This is a genomic window from Gordonia malaquae NBRC 108250, assembly GCF_000344135.1.
GTDB lineage: Bacteria > Actinomycetota > Actinomycetes > Mycobacteriales > Mycobacteriaceae > Gordonia > Gordonia malaquae.
In genome coordinates, this window is sequence record NZ_BAOP01000031.1 from 36,812 (window position 1) to 57,633 (window position 20,822).

Here is a 20,822-nt window from a genome sequence, read left to right on the forward strand (position 1 = left end):
ACGACCGACCTCCGACAACCGTCAACGCTCCTGGTCGCGGCCCCGACCACTCCGTACGCCACGTAGATTCGGACGCATGCAGTCACGCCTCTATCCGTTCGCCGCGATCATCGCCGCGGTGACGTCGATCGCGCTCACCGCCCTGCCGTGGATCTCGTTGGCCCCGCTCGGCCTCGACTGGTCGTGGAACGGGCTCGCCATGGCCAGCGTCGACCTCGGCGATGATCTCGGCGTGGTCGGCGTCGGATGGGCGGTGGTCGCAGCAGCAGTCGTGGCTATTCTGGCCGCGCTGATCGGCCTGATGCCGTCTCCCAAAGTCCGACCGCTCCTCCCCCTGGCGAACGCGGTCGCAGCCGCCGCATGTGCACTCGCAGCACTCGCACCGCTCATCACGCTCATCTGGCCCGCAGTGTTCTACGGCGACCTGTTCGTCAGCATCGGAGCGACAGGCCTCGTATCTCAGGTTCCACTGAAGACACCCGTCATCGTCGCGACCACCGGCACGATCCTGCTCACAGCCGTCGTCTGTGCAGCCTCAGCGGTGGCCGCCCGCCCTGGTCCAGGGTCGCGTGCTGACACGCGACACTAACGATTCGGGCCGCGTCGGCGACGAAGCCCTGACCTGAGCGGTCACGACCGCCGCGATCGATCCGGACGCCAGTAGCGCGGCTAGAACAAGCACTTGGAAACGGCCCGCCTCCACCGGCGAGAGCCCACCGAAGATCGCACCCACAAAGGCGCCGGGCAAGGTGACCAGCCCGGTGGTCTTAGTCTGATCGATCGACGGCACCAACGCACTGTGCACCGCATGTCGTGCCATCGACGACGCCGCCTGACGCGGTGTCGCACCGAGCGCCAGCCAGGCCTCGACCTCGTCCCACCGCTCGATGAGCGTCTCAGTCAGACGCCGCCCGGTGAGCGTCGTGATGTTCATGGTGTTGCCGATGACGATCGCCGACAACGCCAACAGGTATCGCGAAGTCGGCTCCAGCGCCCCGGTCGCGAACACCACTCCGAGCGCGACTACCACACCCGAAGCCACCGCCAGCGCAACAAATCCGGCTGTCCGCCAAAAGGCCCCCGGGGCGGCCAGGCGTCGCGCCGCGGTCCCGACCGCCACCGTAAACATGACCGACACTGCGAGCAGCACCAGTCCGGGATGCGTGATCAAGCCTGTCAGCGCGACACTGACCACCGCGAGCTGGACCATTCCGCGCAGAATCGCCGACGCCGTCGCCCACCGCTCGCGGACGCCGTACCAACGCAGAACGCCGACCGACACTCCCGCCAGCACGATCACGGCCACAGCCGTCGCGATCACGTCATGTGCGGACACCCGCTAATCCAATCACCTCCGCGGCCTTTCGACGCGCTTCGCTTGCTCAAGGAGCAGGGCACAAGCAGGAGCCCTACTGCTCCTTGAGCAAGCGGAGCGCGTCGAAAGGTCAGAACAACGTCAAACTCTCGGGCTCAACAACACCGACCGTCTGCGGTGCCGAACTCTCTTCGGCCGCGACCCCGTCGGGTTTGGCGAGCCCGTGCTCGCGGACAAGGGGTGTCATGCGTTCACGGAGTCGGACTGCGTAATCCGCGGGAACGAACGAACCGCGCCCGTACAGCGATCGGTATCGACGCAGCAGCGCGGGATGTTCCTGGGCCAGCCAATCGAGATAGCCGTCGTCGGAGTCGAGCTGCAGCACCGACACGGACACGCGGACCGCGCCGGCGTCCGACAGTTCGGACAGCAGCGCATCCAACTGCGACGACGAATCGGTCAGGCACGGCAGCAACGGTGCGATGCGCACGTGCGGTTCGAGCCCCGCGTCGGCGAGACGTCGAACGGCCTCGATCCGCGCGGCGGGGAGCGAACCGTCCGGGTCGGCCCGACGACACAGGTCGTCGTCGAGGCAGGGCACGGTCATCACGATCGTCGTCGGCACCGCGTGCCGCACCACCCGCAGCAGCGAGAGGTCGCGCACGATCAGGTCCGAACCCGTGTACAGCGCAAACGGCGTGTTCGATTCGGCGAGCGCCGAGATGACCCCGGGCATAAGCCGATAGCGCTCTTCGAGCACGCCGTAGGGATCCGCGCCGGTCACGCCGACGGCCACCGTCGATCGTCGCCACGACCGCCGTCGGAGTTCACGTCTCAGAACCGCGGCGGCGTTCATCCGCACCCGCATCTCGCAGTCGTCACCGACCATCGTCTCGAGCGCGTAGTCGTAGGGATGGGCACGCTCCACCGTCACCGACCGCAGCATCGCCGGCGCCAGCACCTCATGCACCGCCAGGCGCGGAAACTCCGGCAGCCGGAGCGTCCGCACCAGGTCGGTGTCGACCAACCCGAGCACTCCACTCATGCCATCTATCCGAACACATGTGCGAACGACTCGTCAAGTGTCCGAATGGACTGTCACAGGCCCCGGCTACGATGGCTGCATGACCGGATCGGCCGAGCCTGGACCCTCGTACCTCGTCGCCGGCCGTTACCGCCTGGTCAAGCGCATCGGGCGGGGCGGCATGGGCGCGGTGTGGGTTGCGCGCGACCAGCTCCTCGACCGCGACGTCGCCGTCAAGCAGGTCCTGTCGGTCGCCGGAATGTCCGACGACGAGGCTCTCACCAACCGCCAGCGAGCGATGCGGGAGGGCCGGATCGCCGCTCGCCTCTCGCACCGGAACGCCGTGTCGATGCACGACGTCGCGCTCGACGGCGAGGAGCCGTGGCTGGTGATGGAGTATCTCCCGTCGCACAGTGTGGCCGATGTGCTCCGCGACAACGAGACCATCGCGCCCGTCGAGGCCGCGCAGATCATCGCGCAGGTCGCCGACGCGATCGCCGAAGCCCATGCGTCGGGCATCATCCACCGCGACATCAAACCCGCGAACATCCTGATCGCCAACAGCGGGCGCGCGACGGGCCTGGTGAAGATCACCGACTTCGGCATCTCTCGTGTCAAGGACGACGTGTCGATCACCCAGACCGGCATCGTCACCGGAACGCCCGCCTACTTCGCGCCCGAAGTGGCGCGCGGTGACGAACCCGGCGAGGCGTCGGATGTGTTCTCGCTGGGTGCGACGCTGTACACGATGATCGAGGGCCGACCACCGTTCGGCGACGGCGACAATTACATCGCGACACTGCATCGCGCCGCGGCAGCCCGCATCGATCCGCCGACACGAGCGGGCGGACTCGAACCGATTCTGCTGCGCCTGCTGGAGCCGTCGCCTGCGAACCGTCCTACGATGTCGCAGGCCCGTGATCTACTCGTCCAATACGCGGCGTCCGAACTCGGCACGTCGGAGAAGGTCCTGACCGGCCTCGTCTCGACGAAGCCGAATCACACGCGCGTCCGTCCCACTGCGCCGTCGGTGATGCTGCAGAAACCCGAGCCGTATGCGCACACGCGCGTCGGCACTCCTACACCCCCGCCCGGCCGGTACGCGCCTCGCGCAACTCCCGAGCCGCTCCCGCCGCAGCAGTACCCGTCGAACCCGTCGATGCAGCAGCATCCGTACTCGCAGCCGCAGTACCAGTTCTACCCGCCGCAGCATCAACCTCAGCGAGGCAGCAACGCCGGCCTCGCCGCAGCGATCTTCGCCCTGTTCGTCCTGCTCACGGCCATCATCGCCGGGATCATCGTTCTCACTGTGTAGCGTTCCCTGATCCTTGAGCGCAGTCGAAAGGCGCTCGACAAGCAGTGGCCCCTTCCTGCTCCTTGAGCGCAGTCGAAAGGTCAGCCCAGTTGGCGGTTGACGGCCCAGCGGGTGAGGGCGTTCCGGTTCGACTGCTGGGTCTTACGGAGCACGTTGGATGCGTGGGTCTCGACGGTCTTGACCGAGATGAAGAGCTCTTCGGCGATCTCACGGTAGGTGTACCCGCGCGCCAGCAGCCGGAGCACTTCGAGTTCACGCTTGGTGAGCGAGTCGAGTTCCGGGTCGAGGTGCGGTTCGGGGACGGCGGAGCGACCGGTGAACGAGTCGAGGACGAACCCGGCCAGGCGCGGGCTGAACACGGCGTCGCCCTCGGCGACACGTCGGACCGCGTCGGCCAGCTCCGTCCCGCTGATGGTCTTGGTGACGTAGCCGCGAGCACCAGCCCGGATGGTCGCGATGACGTCCGTCGCCGCATCCGACACTGACAACGCCAGGAACACCGGTGCCTCGGATCCGAGCGCATCGGTCACGCCGCGCAGGACGCCGACGCCTCCCCCGCCGGGCATGTGGACGTCGAGGAGCACCACGTCGGGCCGGGTCGCGACGATCTCGCTGATGGCCTGCGGCACGGTGCCCGCGTCGCCGACCACATCGATGCCGTCCTCGCCCGCGAGTTCGGCTCGGACTCCGGAGCGGAACACTCCGTGGTCGTCGACGAGGAAGAGACGGTAGGCGGTCATGCGATCTCCTGATCAGTCTGTGCGGGTGCGTCTTCTGTTGTAGCGGAGGCGATCTCACCCGCAGCGCGCGGCAGGGTCAGTGCGACGTTGGTGCCGCGTCCGATGGTCGAACTGAGGCGTGCCGCGCCGCCCGCACGTTCCATACGGGCCCGGATGGAACGGCTGACGCCTTGGCGGTCGGGGTCGACGGCGTCGACGTCGAAGCCTGCTCCGCGGTCGCGGACGAACACCTCCACTTGGTCGTCGGCCACTTCGCAGTACACGTCGACCGTCGCTGCGCCGGAGTGTTTGGACGCGTTGACCATCGCTTCGCGGGCTGCCGAGACGAGTGCGCTCCAGCCGCGCGCGCGGGTGGGGTCGAGCATCTCGTCGGGGGTCACGTCGCCGACGGTGATGGCTTCGATCTCGACACCGTATGCGTCTTCCACTTCGACGGCGACAGCGCTGATCGCCGCGGCGAGGGACTCGCGGGGCCGGGCGCGGTCGCCGAACAGCCATTGGCGGAGCTCTCGTTCCTGACTGCGCGCCAGGCGTGCGACGGTGTCGGGGTTCGCAGCCTGCTTCTGGATCAGAGCCAGCGTCTGCAGAACAGAATCGTGCAGGTGGGAGGCTATTTCTTCACGCTCGTCGGTTCGGATGCGTGCGGCACGCTCCTCGTTCAATGCCCGGAGCATGCGCATCCAGACGGGAACGGTCAGCAGCACTGCGCCGACGAGTGTCGCGAGGACCGCGACGACGATCGGCGGCATGCCCGCCAGCGCGGTGTCGGGGACGGTCACCATCACGACGAGGCCGCCGATCACGAACACCGCACCCGTCGCCAGCCTGACCCATGTGAGCGTCCGCGACTGCGACGTTGCGATGCCGGTGACGTCGGCCTCTCGCCACACGATGGCGGCGCCGCCGAGGACGAACAGGATCGCGAGCATCGACTGCGCGGGCGCGCTCGTCGCCGCCATGCCGTTGGCGGCGAGCGCGAGGACGCCGATCACGATGAGGCCATGTGCCTGGCGTCGCTCCCCCGGCGGCGCGGCGGCGGTGTCGTCGCCGGTCGGGCAGAAGAACCAGAGCAGCGCATAGGCGATGACACCGGCCCCGGCCAGCGCCGCGAGCACCACGAACACGACTCGCACCCGGAAGACGGAGACGCCGAGGTGGTCGGCGACGCCGCCGCACACACCGGCGATCACCTTGCCGCCACTGCGTCTATGCAGTCGCGGCACGGTTGTACTCGTGCGCAGTTCTCTTCTCATTGATTCGATAGTGGCACGTCGCGACCGGTTCGCACATCAGGGAGCATCTCAGGGTTTCGCCGGATTCATGGCGGCGCGATCATCGCCAAGATGAATGGCATGAACGCTTCGACTGTCCAAGACATGTGGAACACGCGCCCCGTGCGGCGTCGTTCCGGCAACACCGTGGCCGGTGTGTGCATCGGTGTCGGTGAGCGCTATCGGGTGGACCCGACGCTGGTGAAGGTGGCCTTCGTGGTCGCGACGCTGTTCGGCGGCAGCGGCATCCTGCTGTACATCGCCGCCGCGATCGCGCTGCCCGCCGACGACGAGAGCAAGGCGCACCAGTGGCACGGTGGGCCGCCGTGGGCGCGCGCCGGGCATCGAAGCCACCTGAGGTGGATCCCGCTGGTGATCATCGCGGTGATCGCGATGTCGATCATCGGCTCCCCGAACGCATGGGGAACCAGCGGCGTGCTCGGCGCGGTCCTGATGGCCGGCGGCTGGTATCTCCTCTACCAGCGGACTCCCGTCGCCCCGGCAGGTACGTCTGCCGCCGAGCTCACCTCCCCGCCCTTCGCGCAGTCATCCCCGCCGGTCGCGCAGTCGTCCCCGCCTGTCGCGCAGTCATCTCCGCCGGTCGCGCAGTCATCTACGTCCGTCGAGCGCAGTCGAGACGCAGTGAGCGAACGAAGCGAGTCGAACGATCCGACCGACACCGTCCTGCTGACGAAGGACGCAGGCGACGAGCCCCCGACCTGGGATCCATTGGGCGCGGCCCGGTTCGCGTGGGATCTGCCCGAGCCGACTGAACCCGTGCAACCGCCCGCGCCTCGGGTCCCGCGCTCGCCTGTCACGCCGATCTTCCTCGGGCTCGCCGTGATGACCGGTGCGGCGACGTCGGCCGCGTCCCTCGCCGGAGTCGGGTGGTTGACGCCCGGGCGAATCGCCTCGTTGGTGCTGGCCGTGCTGGGTACCGGACTGGTGGTCGCATCGTTGCAGCGTCGGCCCGTCGGACACAGCGGGTCGGGTCTGATTCCGCTGGCCGCGCTCGGTGTGGTCGCCGTCCTCGCGACCACCGCGCTCGCAGGACCCGGCGAGACGTTCCCGTCCGGCGGCATCGGCGAGCGGACGTGGACTCCCCCGACGTCGTCCGACCTGCGCGACGACTACTCGCTGACGATCGGCTCCACGACGCTTGACCTGCGTGAGCTGAACGGGCTCGACAGGGACCGGACCGTCTCGATCCGCCAGGGCATCGGCGAGATCAAAGTGTTCCTGCCCGACGACATCCGTGTCCGCACCGACTGCAGCGTCACCGTCGGCGACGTGAGCTGCAAGGACGGCGTCGTCAACCCCGACGCGAAGACTCCCACCCTGACAATCGACGCCCACGTGAACGTGGGCGATGTGGAGATGATCCGATGACTGAGAACAGCACTCTCGAAGCAGAATCGGCCGAACGTCGCCGCAGCCCCGGCCTCGCGGTCCTCGGCATTCTGGCGCTGATGGTCGCGGGATGGGGCCTGCTGGGCGGCCCGAGTCTAGGCGACACCCGAGCCCTCCCCTGGGCCGTCCTCGCCGTCGGAGTCGTCATCGGTCTCGGCCTCGTAGCCTCCGGCATGCGGCGGCGTTAGGGGCGTCCGTCGCTTCGACTCGCTCCGCTCGCTCAACGAGCAGTGGGTGCTCTCTGCTCGTTGCGAGGACGCCCTTACTGCTCGTTGAGCGAGCGGAGCGAGTCGAAGCGTCCAGCGCCCCTCCCCCGAACTGAGTCCAACGACCGTCAGTCCGACGACCGAATCAGCGCGCCTTTGAGCGCCGTGACGTCAACTCGCATGTCGCCGTCGGAGTGCCGCAATGGGAGGTCCTCGGTCGTGATGCCGTCAAGGAACACTCCCCCGGTCTCGCCTGAACGAAGAGTCTGCGATTTGCGTCGACGAGCTTCGATCCGCGCCACGCGACCCGGCAGCACCCGATCGTCGAGCACAAGAGCGGCCGACGTCCCGATCACTACCTCGCCGGACTCGACGACACCCGTGAACACCCGCCCACGACCAGTGATCGTGAACATGTCGTCGACCCGAAACGTGAACGGCGTTCCCGGCTTCGACGCCGGAGCATCTCGCGCCTCGCTCTTACGGAAGAATCCCATTTCTCGGACTCTAACGGACCACCGAACTGCTGGTTGAGCCGACACCAAGGCGCCAGCCGAGGCGTCGAGTCGAAATCAGACCTGCCGCCACAGCATGAAACCACTCACACAAACGGCCTCCGCACCAAAAGGGTGCGGAGGCCGTCTGTGTGGTCAGCGGGAGGTCATTCCCATTCGATGGTCCCCGGCGGCTTGCTCGTCACGTCGAGCACAACGCGGTTGACGTCTTCCACCTCGTTGGTGATGCGGGTGGAGATGATCTCGAGGGTCTCGTAGGGCACGCGGGTCCAGTCGGCGGTCATCGCGTCTTCGCTGGAGACCGGGCGCAGGACGATCGGGTGGCCGTAGGTTCGGCCGTCGCCCTGGACACCGACGCTGCGGACATCGGCGAGGAGCACCACGGGGCACTGCCAGATGGTGCCGTCGAGGCCTGCCGCGGTGAGCTCTTCGCGGGCGATGAGGTCAGCCTTGCGGAGCAGTTCGAGGCGTTCCTTGTTGACCGAGCCGACGATGCGGATCGCGAGGCCGGGCCCGGGGAACGGCTGTCGGGCGACCATCTCTTCGGGCAGTCCGAGTTCGCGGCCGACGGCGCGCACTTCATCCTTGAACAGGAGTCGGAGCGGTTCGACGAGCTTGAACTCGAGGTCTTCGGGGAGGCCGCCGACGTTGTGGTGGCTCTTGATGTTCGCCGTTCCGCTGCCGCCGCCGGATTCGACGACGTCCGGGTACAAGGTGCCCTGGACGAGGAAGTCGACCTTCTTCCCTGCCGCGGCCTGGTCGCCGAGAACCTCGGAGACGGCGCCTTCGAACGAGCGGATGAACTCGCGGCCGATGATCTTGCGCTTGGTCTCCGGGTCGGAGACGCCGTCGAGGTGACCGAGGAACGTCTCCTCGGCTTCGACCGTCACCAGGCGTGCGCCCGTGGCGGCGACGAAGTCGTTCTGCACCTGCTCACGCTCGCCCGCACGCAGCAGTCCGTGGTCGACGAACACGCACGTCAGACGGTCACCGATCGCCCGCTGGACCAGCGCTGCGGCAACAGCGGAGTCGACACCGCCGGACAGACCGCAGATCGCGAGACCTTCGTCGCCGACCTGCGCCTTGACGTCGGCGATGAGCGCTTCGGCGATGTTCGCAGCGGTCCACGTGGGCTTGAGACCGGCGATCTCGTACAGGAAGCGGGTCAGGACTTCCTGGCCGTGCGGGCTGTGCAGCACCTCAGGGTGGTACTGGACGCCGGCCATCTTGCGCTCGACGCACTCGAACGCGGCGACCGGTGCACCGGGAGTGGAACCAGTGACGGTGAAGCCCTCCGGTGCAACCTGCACGGCGTCGTTGTGACTCATCCACACCGGCTGGGTCTCGGGGAGACCGCGGTGCAGCGTGCCCTCACTGTTGGGCGTGAAGTTGGTGCGTCCGAACTCGCGTCCGCCCGTGTTCGCAACCTCGCCGCCGAGCGCCGTCGTCATCTTCTGGAAGCCGTAGCAAATGCCGAACACCGGAATGCCCAGGTCGAACAGCTTCTCGTCGATCGTCGGGGCGCCGTCGGCGTACACCGACGCCGGGCCACCGGAGAGGATCAGCGCCGCCGGGTTCTTGGCAGTGATCTCTTCGAGCGTCGCATCGTGGGCGACGACCTCCGAATAGATCCGGGCCTCGCGCACACGCCGAGCGATGAGCTGCGCGTACTGAGCACCGAAGTCGACGACCAGGACTGGGCGGGGATGGTCCGCGGGAGAGTTCGTCACGGGTGCATTCTACAGGGGTAATAGTGGCACTATCTCCCCCTGTCACTTCAGCTGGACGAAGCCCTTCTGCTCCAGCAAAGCGAGAACGCGGTCGTGCTCACCGAAGACATACGCACGCGCGAGAGCGTCGTTGAACTCCGCGGCAACGCTCGGATCATTCTCGTCGACGGGAATGGTGAGCAGGTCTCCAGCCTCCGTTCCAAGCAGCAGCGCGTTCGCCGCGAACACTGCAGTTCGCTTATTGCCGTCCTCGAACGGCTGAGCCTTCGCGAGGTGGACGAACAGGTTCACGGCTTGGTTCCGAACGTCCGAACTTCCAGTGACGCGATCGACGAGAGCCTGCAGATCGGCATCCGACAGTGCGTCGGGCTCATGCCGTCCGTGTACGGTCGCCACTCCAATCCGCTGCGCGCGCGTCCGGAGTCGGCCCGGATGGAGTGCACCACTTCGGGTGATCGTTGCGTTGACGGCCTTCACGAACTCAGCATCGACTGTGGCCCCTCGATGGTCGATGATGAACTGCGCGGCGTCGCGGAGATCTTCGAGGAGCGCGAGATCGGCGCGCGACGCGACCCCTTCGAGACTCCCGTTGGCGAGGAAGTTCTCGGTGTCGAGGCGTCCCGTCGCCAAACCGTCGAACACCTTGCCTGACGAGTACACGACTGCGGCGAGGTCTTTGATAGTGAGCTCAGTCATTACCGTTATCCCTCCCCGTCGTTCGCGATCAGAAGTGAATGCGAGTACGTGCGAACCATACCGCCGACGTCTGACAGATCGCTCAGCCGTAGACCCATAGCGGTAGGTAGGACACGTCTAACACCCATCCGCTCCATACCTCACGCGCACTCCGCCACCGACACGCAGAGCGCCGACACCTCGACAACAGTCGGCGAGAGCTCGTACGCATGCTGGTGACAGCATTCGCTGAGCCGATTCCAGGCATAGGCGATCGTCGGACCGAAGTCGGTCTCGTCGAGCGATTTCAGGACTGCGAGCTTGGACGCCATCTTCGCGTCCGGACAGGCGGCCCCGAGTTCAGCGCACCGAGCGTCGACCAGCCATTCGACAGCTTGGCGCGCAACGAATGCGGCCAAGCGGGCGGCATTGCCGGACTCGGGGATCACTCGCCCCGACAGCAACGCGTCGGCGTACCCGAGCGCAGCTGTGGCCTCGACGCTCCTCATTTCGACCCCAGGAGATCTCGCAGCGTCTTCCGTAGATCACGTACGTCGTCGAGCCCGAGAACTCCGCCCTCGTGAACTCCAACGGTGCAGATGCCCATCACGTTGTTCCGGTGGGGATGACTATGAGGGCTCTGCCATCCACCCAACGACTCTTTCGGGTCGCGACCCAGCGATACTGCGACGCACGCCTTCGTCCCGATGAGCTTGGCCCAGTCTTCCTCGGCTTTCGCGTACGCGATTCCTGCGCGGGTGCACTCGTGGAAGTAGCGCTGCTTCGCTGCACTCTCGACTGCGAGGCGAAACAGCCCCGGCCCGGCCGCGTTCTTGACGTGAGCAGGAACTCCTTCGTCGCGGATCAGCGAGTACGCGTCGGCCGCATACCGGTCAGCGGTGACCTCGGCGCGTTTGACCGAGATCTTCGACCCGGGCTCACGGCTGACTTCCAACAGGGTCGCGTCGACAGACAGCCGCCGGATCGCGGTGGGCAGACGGTCGTCGTGCGAGAACACAACCACCTGTCTCGTCTTCGCGAGCTCCTGCAGCACCGCGAGGAACCCGTCGATCTTCGCTGGGTCCATCGCCTGAATCGGGTCGTCGAGGAAGAGGAATCCGAATGGACTGTCCCCCACTGTCGCACGAGGGATGAACAGTGCAAGCGCCAGTGCGTGCAGCTCGCCTTGGCTCATCACCGAGAGGACACCGGTGTCCTCACCGTCGACGCTGCCTGTCAGTGCGACGCGACGCTGGGTGCCTGTGCCGAGGAGTTCGATCGCGCCGAGGTCGACGTCGCTCTCCTGTTTGAGCCGTGACCAGATGTCCCGAGCCGAGTCGACGATCGGCTGCATCCGCTGATCACGGAGTTGGGAGCCGTGGTCGTTCAGCCACTTTTTCGCGTCGTTCAGGTTGTCGAGCGCAGCGTCGTTTTCACGGGCCGTCTTCTCTGCAGACAGCCACGTGACGATCTCTTCCACCAGCGGCGCCCATGCATCTGTCAGTTCGTCGGCTCGCCGCGCTGCGGCGACGGTCAGCGCCTCGTGGGCAGCAACGACTCGCGGCCATTCGGCCGACACGTGCTCGGCGACGGCACTCTGCTCGGGCAGCTCTCGAAGGCGTGCGACGGCGGCGCGGTAGGCGTCCACCTCGTCGAGTCCCGACCCGTCGAGTGAAACATCCGGCAGGTCGGCTACCAGCTCGGACACTTGTCGGCTAGCCGCCTTCCACCCATCGATGATGTCGGCGTGCTCTTCGACGGCTCGCGAACTGTCCTCGATCGTTGCCGCTACCCGTTGCTGCCACTCGGCAGACAACGGAGTCTCGCACACCGGGCAGTCCGCGGCTTCTGCCTCCGTCACGTAACGCTGTGCGTCGCGGAGCAGGGTCGTCCGCGTGGACAGCAGTTCGAGGGCCGTTTCCGCTGCTCCGAGTTTTCGTTCCAGCGCTGACCGATAGCCGCCTACCGCCGCGTCGACGGCAGCTTGATCCACGAGGACCGAATCAGCGCACGCTTTCAGTTCCTGAATGAGCCGCTGCTGCGGCGACTCGGCGCCCGCGATCTCCTTCTCCACCACGTCGAGCTTGTACGGCCTGCTCGCCAGCGCCTTGTTGACCGTTCCGGCTCGCGGATCGTCGGCGGTCGCGAGCACCTTGCGCAGCGCGAGCCGCAGTCCGTTGGCGCGCTTACGCTCGTCGCCGATCTCTTTGATCACCGAGCTGATCCGTGCGGTCGCGTCGGTGATCTCGTCCAGCCCGAGGATCTTGTTGAGCGCGTCGTACAGTGCCGACTGCCGTTCCTCGAACAGGCCGCCGATCTCGTCGTAGCTGAGGATCGGACGGTACAGCTCAGCTGGCCGATCCCATCCGAGCGAGGACACCGGCTGATTCTCCCCGCCCGCGATGCGCACCCAGGTTGTCGCATCATCGAGGCCGCCGCCTTCGTCCCAGCGTGCGGCGATCAGCACCCGCTGCGCGTCACCTCCTGCACCGTCTGGTTGCTGAACGACCTCAACACCGATCCGGCACGGGCTGCCGTGGTGGAGGTTTCGCCACGCGTCCTGCCACACCTTCGACTTCTTGTTCTCCCACCGATAGCTTCGGCCCGTCACTGCATACTCGAAGGCCTCCGCGAAGCTCGACTTGCCTGATCCGTTCCGCCCGCTGACGACCGTCAAACCAGGACGAGGTTCAAGGACCAGCGACGCCCGCGGGCCGACGCCGCGAAACCCTTCGACGGTGATCGCCCGAACGTATGCGAGGGCAGCGTCGGGCCGCTGATCCGCGACCTTCGCCGGGCGCTCTCGCGACGCCGCTCCGCCGATCTGCGCGCGCAGATCGACATCGCTCGACATCGCGGCGAGGACCGTGAACGCGACCTCGTCCGGGGTGCTGGTCTGCTCAATCAGATCCCACACCTCGTCGACAGTGGCAGTGCTCGTCAACGTTGCGTCACTCGACATACTTCGCCCTTCTCCACGGATGAGTCATCCACGACAACTGGCGTAACCATGCCATGAGGGTGTGACAGCTGTCCGCCAAGCACAACACCTCGGCACCGGGTGCACGTACACGACCGCCATCCCGATGTGGGTTCCTCGCAATCGGTTAACCTGACACCTGCGGCCCGACGGACTTCTGACGCTCTGCGTCCCCAGACATGTCCCCACCCGCACGAATCGATTCGTGCTGCCTTGGGGACTTTGAGTGACGCTGCTTCGTACGACTGCCGCCGACCCGCGGATGAGTCAGCCGGATTCATTGGTGGAGCAGTTGCTGAGCCAGATGTTGTTCACCTCGGGGCACCGGGCTGGAGCGGCCGAGCAGAACTCGTGGCGTCGCAGCCTTCCCGCTCTCGCTGCCGATCTGCGCGAGGCCGGGCTCGAGAACGTCGAGATGCTCATCGAGTACCACATGCCGCTCACGTCGAAGCGGGCCGACGTTGTGCTCGCCGGTGTCCATCCGACGACAGGTGAGCCGTCGTATGTGGTCATCGAGTTGAAACAGTGGACTGCCGCGTACTCCTTCGAGGACAGCACCGAGCTCGTCGAAGTCCCCGGGATGCCAGGCGGCCCGAAACTCAATCCGATTCTTCAGGTCCGCGGATACTGCGAATACATCAACGACTTCGCACGCGTCCTTCAGGACCAGCCGGACGCGCTCGCCGGCGCGGCCTACCTGCACAACGCGAATGACCCGAGCCTGCTCGCTGATCTCAAGACAGTGCCCATGACCACGACGGGACGGGTCTTCACCGGCGCGGACCGCGGAAAGTTCCACGACTTCCTCCGTTCCCGCCTCGCGAGCACCGGAGGTAAAGCGTCCGCCGATCTCCTCCTCAACTCTGCGGCTGCGCCGTCGCGACAACTGTTGAAGGTCGCCGCTGACGAGGTCAGGGACCGTTCGCAGTTCCATTTGCTCGGAAATCAACAACTGGCCGTCGACCTCGTCTTACATCAGGTTGATCAGGCGAAGAAGTCGAACTCCAAGCGAGTCGTCATCGTGACCGGTGGGCCCGGCAGCGGCAAGAGCGTGATCGCTCTCGAACTGCTCGGCGAACTGGCTCGGCAGGGACGCACAGTGCTGCACGCGACCGGTTCCCGATCGTTCACGCAGACTCTCCGCAAGGTCGCAGGCCATCGCGCGCCGCGAGTGCAGAAAATGTTCAAGTACTTCAACCAGTTCATGGACGCCGATGCCAACGACCTCGACGTGCTGATCATGGACGAAGCTCATCGCATTCGGGAGACGTCCGTCGATCGCTACACAAAGGCTGCACTGCGAACTGATCGACTTCAGGTCGACGAACTGATCTCGGCTGCGCGGGTGCCGGTGTTCCTGCTCGACGAACATCAGGTGGTTCGCCCAGGCGAGATGGGATCGCTGGACCAGATCACTGCCTACGCGAAGTCTCTTGGACTCGACACCATTCACGTTCCCCTCGACGCCCAGTTCCGCTGCGGTGGCAGCGCCGAGTATCTCGACTGGGTCCAGCGACTCCTCGGTCTCACCGATGGCGAGCCCACTCCATGGAAGCCCGTTCCCGAGTTCGCAGTTGAAGTCGCCGATACTCCGTGGGACCTCGAGCGCCGCCTCGCCGAGAAGATCGACGACGGCTACTCCGCCCGTATGACGGCAGGCTACTGCTGGCCCTGGTCCGACCCGAAGGACGGCGCACTGGTCCCCGACGTCGCGATCGACGACTGGTCGCGTCCATGGAACACCAAGGGCGACAGGCGAGTCGGCGACGCGCCGCCGTCGGCGCTCTGGGCGACACAGGACGGCGGTTTCGGCCAGGTCGGATGCGTCTACACCGCGCAGGGATTCGAGTACGACTGGAACGGCGTCATCCTGGGACCCGACATCCTGTGGCGTGACGGCAGGTTCGTAACTGACCGTTCCGCGAACCGCGACCCCGACTTTCGCAGCGTCTCCAAGGTGTCGGACCTCCGCTTCGACCGCCTCGTGCGGCACGTGTACAAGGTGCTTCTCACTCGAGGCATGGTCGGGACGGTCCTCTACTCGACGGATGCCGAAACGCGCGACGCCTTGCATCGACTGATCACGAGAAATCCCTGACCGACTCGAACTCACAACTGAATAGACCGTAGATAAACGAGCACGGCCCGACAGGCTTCCGTCCAGGACACGCCTCCACCCGGAGCGAACCTGGAACAGGCATGCGCACGTGGCAAGCTGGATCTTCACAATCAAAGGCGAACACCCGGAACATTGGGGCTACGCAGCCGACAGCGGATTCTGGGACATCGTCAACAGGAAAGACGTCAAAGCCGGCGACGACATCTTCTTCTGGCAAGGGAAAGGGTCGCTGGTCAGCTGGACGGTTGCCTCCGACGATGCCATCGACATAGTCGACAGCATGCCGCCCGCGCAGTGGAACGACCGACCATACGTGCGGCGCATTCCGATCGATATCGTCAGCGAGGAGCCCATCGTTGACATTTCATGGACAGACTTGGCAGAGAACACTGGCATCACCGCCAAACCGCTGAACGGCCAGATTCGTGTGCCGACGGACGCCGAGGAATACCTCCGGGCTCTTTTCAAACCCGAGTCCGAGGATTCGGCTACGGCGGCCGGCTACCCCGACACCCGGACGAAGATCTCCGCCTTGATTCACAGGCGCCGCGGACAACAGCGCTTCAGACAGTCGCTGTTGGACGCATACGACCGGACATGCGCGGTCACTGGTTCACGGGTGGAAGATGTCCTCGAGGCCGCACACATCCGGCCGTATCGCGGAAGCCACTCACACCGGGTCAGTAACGGCATACTTCTGCGTTCGGATATCCACACGCTCTTCGATCTGAACTTGCTCACGGTCGACGAGCAGCATGTCGTCAGGCTTCACCCGGACCTTCTCGACTCCGAGTACGGACAATACGACGGGTTGCCCCTCAGGCTGCCGAAGTCGAGAGCGGCGCGACCTGCCAAGGACAACCTGCGTGTACACAACTGCGAGTGCTCCTGGTTTCACTGACAGGCAGTCGAAGTGTCCGGGCCTCCGTCACGCGTCGGCTGCCTCGTTGTCGAAGCCACGCGATGCGGCGACAAGCCTCGCGCGCTCGGCGATGAAGTCATCCTGAACAGGGCATACGCGGGCAAATACCTGCCGCCAACGACGCAGCATTTGTGGAGTCGCAGCGGGGACTGGCATCGCCAAACGCAGCATCGACTCATTCGCATCTGCCAAGTGCAGCGACTGCAGATAGGCCAGCCCTTCCTGTCCCCACCACCGCGCCTCGACCACGGGAACGTTCCACAGCACCGAAAGGTCGTCGATCGGGTAATCGGTCCAACTGGCTTCATCGATCAACGCGTCGATCAGCTCCGCGACTTCCTCCCACCACACGTTCAGTTCAAGGGGATCATCGGTGGGTTCGGGAAGATCCTCGATCAGGTTCGCGAGCGCGAGAAGCACGTCGGCGACCTTTTGTGCGAACAGAACATCGATCGACAAGTCGGTGAATCGCTGCAGCATGTCGTCGTCGAACGCCTTGCGATCGCCGGCCGCCGGCTCAACAGGGTCACCGGCGACTGCGTCGTCGAGAGCGGCCAGAAGCGTTTCCCTGGCCCGCCCTTGTTCGATGTCGTCGACGAGGTCGAACAACGCGCAGCGCCCCACCCATTCGATGACGCCGACCCGATCCTGTTCGCGTACGGCCTCCCCCGTCAGCACTCGCCGCATCGCCGCGAGCAATGCCGGATCGTCCAGCAGGTAGCCGAACTCGGCACCTTGATCCGCGGCGCCAGAGGTGATTCCTGAGTGCCCGTCACGTTCGAGGAACCCTGCCCACCAGTTCATCCCCTGGCTCGGATACTGCGTGATCCACAGGACCCCGTCGGCGCCGTAGAGGTCCGGCACCTGTGTGAAATCGGGGCCTGTGCGATCAGCGGAATCCGGCACGGGATGGCGTGCGATCACGTGCGCGGTCCCGTCGGCCTCGTTCTGGTAGCCGTACACCACCGACCCCGGGTGCCCATCGACCAGCGCCGCCGCGAACTGATGCCGAATATAGCCCTGCATCTGGCGAACCCCAGCCAATTGCCGCGCCGCCCCAGCATCCACACGAGCGTCAAAGTCGGCGAGTGTCGTGGTCAGCGCCTCCAGAGCCTGCGGGTACTTGTCAGTCAGGAAAGTGACGGCATCGGCCATCCGCGGCATCGAGACATACTCCAGCTCGACCAGTCCTTGCGCTCCCCACCACCACGCGTCGTCCGAAGGAATCTGCATGGCGGGCGCCAGCGTCACTGCGTCGAGGTCCGACCACTGCAGGCCGTCGAGAACTCCGAGTGCGTCAAGAATCGACTCGCGCACGCGCTGGACCGGCATGAGAGTGCTCATCGGATTTCGCGCTGCCCTGATCGCCGACAGCCGTTGCGCGACTTCCCGAAACATGAACTGGTCGATCAGCCACCGAGCGTCCTCACCATCGTCCACTCCGCTCGATGCCGTGGCACCGGTGACCGCGGCGACGCTGGCCTGCACCAACCAGGCAAGCGGTGAATGATCCGCCGATACGAGCACTCGACCGAACATCAGCTTCTCGAGGACCATTCGCAGTTCAGGGAACGAGTCGAGACCGCCGTCACTCAGCTCGATCGGCTCATCCTCTGTTACGAAGCAGACCGCGTTCGAACCGTCGCTACAGACGATGAATGCTCTCACCGACAACCCACCCGGACCAGGCAGGTGCTGCTGATACACGACGCAGTCGAAGCCCGGACGGTAGCCAAGACCGATCAGCGGATTGAATCCGTGCGGCTCGGGCAGCGTCAACGTCTCAGTTCTGCCCTGGACCGGATGGAAGCGTGCGAGATGGTGATTCGGATCATCGATTCCTCGACCTGCCGCCCGCATGGCCTCGATGTATCTGACCGCTCCGGCCCTCAAACTGCTGCGCACAGCATGCCCTTCCCTAGCCGATTCCGAAGTTGCGCGCCGGCGATCCGGCGTTCGAAATCGAACATCAGCCCGCGCCGAGTCGGCGAACGATGCGATACCGGGCGATCTCCGTGAAGTCCACCGCGAGAGTCTGACCGGGTTCTCAGCCAGAGGGAAGCTAGCAGCGCGAGTCCATCCGATCGAAGGACGTCCCGCGGCCCGAGTAGCCGTCAGTGTCCTTACTGCTGGTTCGAAACTTGCGCGCCTAAGTCCAATCTCCGCCGTACGACGGCCACGGGCCCTTGTTCTGCGCCGCATAGATTCGAGCAACCGCCTCCGATGCTCGTGCGCGGTCCCGCAAATCAACGGCATGAAGTGAATCCGCGACGGCGTCCGCTGCGGTGTTGATGTCGTCGATTGTGTTCGCCCGGTCGAGCCAGTCGTACTTGTTTTGCTCTTGCTGGATCTGCGCAACTACGCCACGAAGGTCGTCAAGCGCGCGCAGGCGGTCAAGGAGAGCGTCGGCCCGACTCTGCAAAAGTTCTGTTTTCTGCACATAGACCGCGACGATCTCATCGTCTCGACCGACGTTACCTGCAGGCACGTCTGTGAGACGCGTCTGATCACGCAATTCAATGGCCGCGTTCGTCAATGACGTGACCTCGCTGACGAGATCGACTCTGGAGTGGACGTCGTCAAACACGCCGCTGTGCCACACGGGGTAGCGGTGAATGTGTGCCGCGACCTCTGCTGCAGCCAGTGCGATCCGACCTCCATCAGTCGCTCGAATCTTCGCTAGTTGATGCTTCTCGTCTCCGTTCAACGGGTACGTGCGGTCGAGCCGTCCACGCGTGATTTCGGGAGTCTCAACATGCTCTGGTTTGCCGACGAACGGAAGCCATCCCAGGCCAACGGCACGATGACGCAGAGTGAAGTCGTTGCCGTTCCACACATCGACGACGAGCGTCTCGAACCCCGAGTTGTGTCCGTGAGGAATGTCAACGCCGTCGTCAGACGCCCGAGCTTCCATCTCGATACGCTCGCACTCCGTGGCTCGCGCTCGATGCCGTGTGACCTTTGCGCGCTGTGCCGCGCGCACTGGCGAGTAGTCCTGTTTCGCGGCAAGACGCGCGGTCGGGTTCCAGTACGTCTTCAGGACAACCACGGCAACGACAAGGAGCAGGACAATTAGAACGAACACAGCGGGGTGCATAGACGCAGTGAACCACCAAGCTCCGACATTCACAGCCGAAGCGAGGGCTGAGGCACTGACATTCCGCGCCTCACTCACTTGGTTCCGCATGTGCTTGTCATTCGTTTGATGGAGCGATCAGGTTTGTCAGACCCGCGCGATATCGTGTGCGCAGCATCGACGCGGGAAGTATCCGATGCCGCCACTGAATGCATGAGGGAGTCCAGTGAACGTGCCGACGACGGACATTTCGCCGGTCTACATGCTGAGTACCAAGAAGTGCGAATCGCCGATCGCCTTCGACGACGCGCTTACTCCTACACGACTCGATGAACTGCGCGGAGCGCTCGCGGTCCTCGCGGCGGCACCCATCACAACGCTAGAGGTTCACCCGAAACCTGCGGACATCGACGTGTCGCGAGGGATACCTCTCGGCAGTCTGAGCCCGCTAGCCAGGGAACTTGCAACGCTCGCCGCCGACAGCTCGAAAGTTGTTGCGTCAGCAGCGAGTTCAAGTGGCGAAACGCTCTACCGAATGGTTGTGCCGGCAAAAGTCGCGGCTCAGGTGAGCGGCGGAGTCATGCGCCACATGCCGTCCAAAGCTGTCGCGGGAGGCGTCCACAGTGCGATCGTCGGCGCAAAGGGCGTCGGCGCACACGCAACATTTGTACCTGTCGCGAAAGGCGCCGTCGGTGGATCTGCTGCAACAGCAGGCGTTGCTGTCGCCGGTGCGGGCGCTCTCACCGTTGCCGCGCCGCTGATCCTTCTGACCCTGGCAGCGGGTGCTAGCGCCTACGCAGACAACCAGCGTCAAGCTGCCATCGACCGGATCGAAGCGCTGCTGACGAAGGCGAACCAGGAGCGGCTCGACGACGAACGGAACCGGCTGGACGGTTGCCGCAGCGCGATCGACAAGGCGACGGGAATCCTGCTCGACAAGGGCAAGATTGGGATGGCCCTTGGTCTCGACTCAGCAGTGAACGTCATCGACACAGCGATCGCCGCCGCAGAACGGCGCACGACAAAATGGCGTGATGCCCTTGCCACATTGCCGAGCGACAAGGTGGAGCTACCTGCTCTGACAGCCGCTTTCGACGGTATCGACGACCCCAACAGTGAGTTCTACGCTCACATGGAACTGGCGGATCTTGCGGTTTCTCTCAAGCGCCGCGTCATCGTGTTGCAGGCTGTCGAGCATGCACAGTTGGACGAGGGCAACCTCTTCGAGAACTTCACCGACGCTTTGAAATTGGACGCTCAGAATCTCGACATGCTCGTCGCGAATCTCGACGACATCCGTCTGCGCCTATCGACACTTCAACTCGACAGGTCGCATGGGTTCCGCGACTTCACGTTCAGTTCAGGCTCGGTCGACAAGCTATTGGACACGGCACAGCGGCTGCGATCCATGGGCGACCGAGTGGCAGTCCACGGCCGTCAGAGTGACGTCGCCATCGAAATGGTGCAGGCAAAAGACGGTTCGCTAGTTGTGCTCCCGCCCGTCGCGGTCGCGTAGGGCATTTG

The 20,822-nt window shown here is 65.1% G+C and carries 18 protein-coding genes; 7 read left to right on the forward strand and 11 right to left on the reverse strand.

What is annotated here, in order from left to right; translation table 11 throughout:
• Positions 1 to 76: 76 nt before the first annotated feature.
• Complete coding sequence (locus GM1_RS17135) at positions 77 to 589, forward strand: hypothetical protein (protein WP_008380927.1); 513 nt, start codon at positions 77 to 79, stop codon at positions 587 to 589.
• On the opposite strand, the gene GM1_RS17140 is transcribed toward GM1_RS17135, so the two are convergent.
• The gene (locus GM1_RS17140) at positions 536 to 1,336 is read right to left on the reverse strand and encodes an ABC transporter permease (RefSeq protein ID WP_008380928.1); all 801 of its coding nucleotides are present in this window, start codon (positions 1,334 to 1,336) and stop codon (positions 536 to 538) included. The two genes, GM1_RS17135 and GM1_RS17140, sit on opposite strands and share 54 nt — an antisense overlap.
• 109 nt (positions 1,337 to 1,445) lie before the next feature.
• Positions 1,446 to 2,360, reverse strand: coding sequence for a radical SAM family protein (locus GM1_RS17145; protein ID WP_008380930.1), 915 nt, complete (start codon positions 2,358 to 2,360; stop codon positions 1,446 to 1,448).
• Positions 2,361 to 2,439: 79 nt separating this feature from the next.
• Between GM1_RS17145 and GM1_RS17150 the strand changes: the two genes are divergently transcribed.
• A complete protein-coding gene (locus GM1_RS17150) occupies positions 2,440 to 3,654 on the forward strand; it encodes a serine/threonine-protein kinase (protein WP_040520553.1) in 1,215 nt (404 codons plus the stop codon).
• An 80-nt stretch (positions 3,655 to 3,734) separates the two neighbouring features.
• Here GM1_RS17150 and GM1_RS17155 read toward each other — a convergent pair whose 3' ends face one another.
• Both GM1_RS17155 and GM1_RS17160 read right to left on the reverse strand, forming a co-directional pair.
• Complete coding sequence (locus GM1_RS17155) at positions 3,735 to 4,394, reverse strand: LuxR C-terminal-related transcriptional regulator (protein ID WP_008380934.1); 660 nt, start codon at positions 4,392 to 4,394, stop codon at positions 3,735 to 3,737.
• On the reverse strand, positions 4,391 to 5,647 hold the full coding sequence (locus GM1_RS17160; RefSeq protein ID WP_040520539.1) for a PspC domain-containing protein: 1,257 nt from the start codon (positions 5,645 to 5,647) through the stop codon (positions 4,391 to 4,393). Before GM1_RS17160 ends, GM1_RS17155 begins: the two co-directional genes overlap by 4 nt.
• A 99-nt stretch (positions 5,648 to 5,746) precedes the next feature.
• Between GM1_RS17160 and GM1_RS17165 the strand changes: the two genes are divergently transcribed.
• Together GM1_RS17165 and GM1_RS17170 are read left to right on the forward strand one after the other, a co-directional pair.
• A complete protein-coding gene (locus GM1_RS17165; RefSeq protein ID WP_008380938.1) occupies positions 5,747 to 7,054 on the forward strand; it encodes a PspC domain-containing protein in 1,308 nt (435 codons plus the stop codon).
• Positions 7,051 to 7,263 (forward strand): hypothetical protein, encoded by a 213-nt coding sequence (locus tag GM1_RS17170; protein WP_008380939.1) that lies wholly within the window; start codon positions 7,051 to 7,053, stop codon positions 7,261 to 7,263. Before GM1_RS17165 ends, GM1_RS17170 begins: the two co-directional genes overlap by 4 nt.
• A gap of 146 nt (positions 7,264 to 7,409) precedes the next feature.
• Here the strand turns inward: GM1_RS17170 and GM1_RS17175 are convergent, their stop codons facing one another.
• The 5 genes from GM1_RS17175 to GM1_RS17195 form a co-directional block, all read right to left on the reverse strand.
• Positions 7,410 to 7,778, reverse strand: coding sequence for a hypothetical protein (locus tag GM1_RS17175; protein WP_008380941.1), 369 nt, complete (start codon positions 7,776 to 7,778; stop codon positions 7,410 to 7,412).
• Between the two features lie 164 nt (positions 7,779 to 7,942).
• The gene (gene guaA / locus GM1_RS17180) at positions 7,943 to 9,526 is read right to left on the reverse strand and encodes a glutamine-hydrolyzing GMP synthase (RefSeq protein ID WP_008380942.1); all 1,584 of its coding nucleotides are present in this window, start codon (positions 9,524 to 9,526) and stop codon (positions 7,943 to 7,945) included.
• A 42-nt stretch (positions 9,527 to 9,568) separates the two neighbouring features.
• The gene (locus tag GM1_RS17185; protein ID WP_008380944.1) at positions 9,569 to 10,222 is read right to left on the reverse strand and encodes a Fic family protein; all 654 of its coding nucleotides are present in this window, start codon (positions 10,220 to 10,222) and stop codon (positions 9,569 to 9,571) included.
• A 140-nt stretch (positions 10,223 to 10,362) separates the two neighbouring features.
• On the reverse strand, positions 10,363 to 10,710 hold the full coding sequence (locus GM1_RS17190) for a hypothetical protein (protein ID WP_008380946.1): 348 nt from the start codon (positions 10,708 to 10,710) through the stop codon (positions 10,363 to 10,365).
• Positions 10,707 to 13,163 carry an AAA family ATPase gene (locus GM1_RS17195; RefSeq protein ID WP_008380948.1) on the reverse strand — a complete coding sequence of 819 codons (2,457 nt, stop codon included), beginning with the start codon at positions 13,161 to 13,163 and terminating at the stop codon, positions 10,707 to 10,709. Before GM1_RS17195 ends, GM1_RS17190 begins: the two co-directional genes overlap by 4 nt.
• 244 nt (positions 13,164 to 13,407) lie before the next feature.
• Between GM1_RS17195 and GM1_RS17200 the strand changes: the two genes are divergently transcribed.
• Both GM1_RS17200 and GM1_RS22030 read left to right on the forward strand, forming a co-directional pair.
• A complete protein-coding gene (locus GM1_RS17200; RefSeq protein ID WP_008380950.1) occupies positions 13,408 to 15,279 on the forward strand; it encodes a DUF2075 domain-containing protein in 1,872 nt (623 codons plus the stop codon).
• Positions 15,280 to 15,388: 109 nt separating this feature from the next.
• Positions 15,389 to 16,201 carry an HNH endonuclease gene (locus GM1_RS22030; protein ID WP_008380952.1) on the forward strand — a complete coding sequence of 271 codons (813 nt, stop codon included), beginning with the start codon at positions 15,389 to 15,391 and terminating at the stop codon, positions 16,199 to 16,201.
• 27 nt (positions 16,202 to 16,228) lie between these two features.
• On the opposite strand, the gene GM1_RS17210 is transcribed toward GM1_RS22030, so the two are convergent.
• Positions 16,229 to 17,554 carry a hypothetical protein gene (locus tag GM1_RS17210; RefSeq protein WP_157436144.1) on the reverse strand — a complete coding sequence of 442 codons (1,326 nt, stop codon included), beginning with the start codon at positions 17,552 to 17,554 and terminating at the stop codon, positions 16,229 to 16,231.
• Between the two features lie 817 nt (positions 17,555 to 18,371).
• Entirely contained in the window at positions 18,372 to 19,319 is a 948-nt protein-coding gene (locus GM1_RS21730) for a hypothetical protein (RefSeq protein ID WP_157436146.1), read from the reverse strand.
• Positions 19,320 to 19,524: 205 nt separating this feature from the next.
• Here GM1_RS21730 and GM1_RS17220 point away from each other — a divergent pair, with 205 nt between their 5' ends.
• The gene (locus tag GM1_RS17220; protein ID WP_008380958.1) at positions 19,525 to 20,814 is read left to right on the forward strand and encodes a hypothetical protein; all 1,290 of its coding nucleotides are present in this window, start codon (positions 19,525 to 19,527) and stop codon (positions 20,812 to 20,814) included.
• Positions 20,815 to 20,822: the final 8 nt, after the last annotated feature.

Bases quoted from the DNA above. Each gene is read 5' to 3' on its own strand.
- GM1_RS21730 (WP_157436146.1), bottom strand. From the start codon at position 19,319: ATGCACCCCGCTGTGTTCGTTCTAATTGTCCTGCTCCTTGTCGTTGCC.
- GM1_RS17150 (WP_040520553.1), top strand. From the start codon at position 2,440: ATGACCGGATCGGCCGAGCCTGGACCCTCGTACCTCGTCGCCGGCCGT.
- GM1_RS17135 (WP_008380927.1), top strand. From the start codon at position 77: ATGCAGTCACGCCTCTATCCGTTCGCCGCGATCATCGCCGCGGTGACG.
- GM1_RS17155 (WP_008380934.1), bottom strand. From the start codon at position 4,394: ATGACCGCCTACCGTCTCTTCCTCGTCGACGACCACGGAGTGTTCCGC.
- GM1_RS17210 (WP_157436144.1), bottom strand. From the start codon at position 17,554: ATGCCGGTCCAGCGCGTGCGCGAGTCGATTCTTGACGCACTCGGAGTT.
- GM1_RS17195 (WP_008380948.1), bottom strand. From the start codon at position 13,163: ATGTCGAGTGACGCAACGTTGACGAGCACTGCCACTGTCGACGAGGTG.
- GM1_RS17145 (WP_008380930.1), bottom strand. From the start codon at position 2,360: ATGAGTGGAGTGCTCGGGTTGGTCGACACCGACCTGGTGCGGACGCTC.
- GM1_RS17185 (WP_008380944.1), bottom strand. From the start codon at position 10,222: ATGACTGAGCTCACTATCAAAGACCTCGCCGCAGTCGTGTACTCGTCA.
- GM1_RS17190 (WP_008380946.1), bottom strand. From the start codon at position 10,710: ATGAGGAGCGTCGAGGCCACAGCTGCGCTCGGGTACGCCGACGCGTTG.
- GM1_RS17175 (WP_008380941.1), bottom strand. From the start codon at position 7,778: ATGGGATTCTTCCGTAAGAGCGAGGCGCGAGATGCTCCGGCGTCGAAG.
- GM1_RS17170 (WP_008380939.1), top strand. From the start codon at position 7,051: ATGACTGAGAACAGCACTCTCGAAGCAGAATCGGCCGAACGTCGCCGC.
- GM1_RS17160 (WP_040520539.1), bottom strand. From the start codon at position 5,647: ATGAGAAGAGAACTGCGCACGAGTACAACCGTGCCGCGACTGCATAGA.
- GM1_RS17165 (WP_008380938.1), top strand. From the start codon at position 5,747: ATGAACGCTTCGACTGTCCAAGACATGTGGAACACGCGCCCCGTGCGG.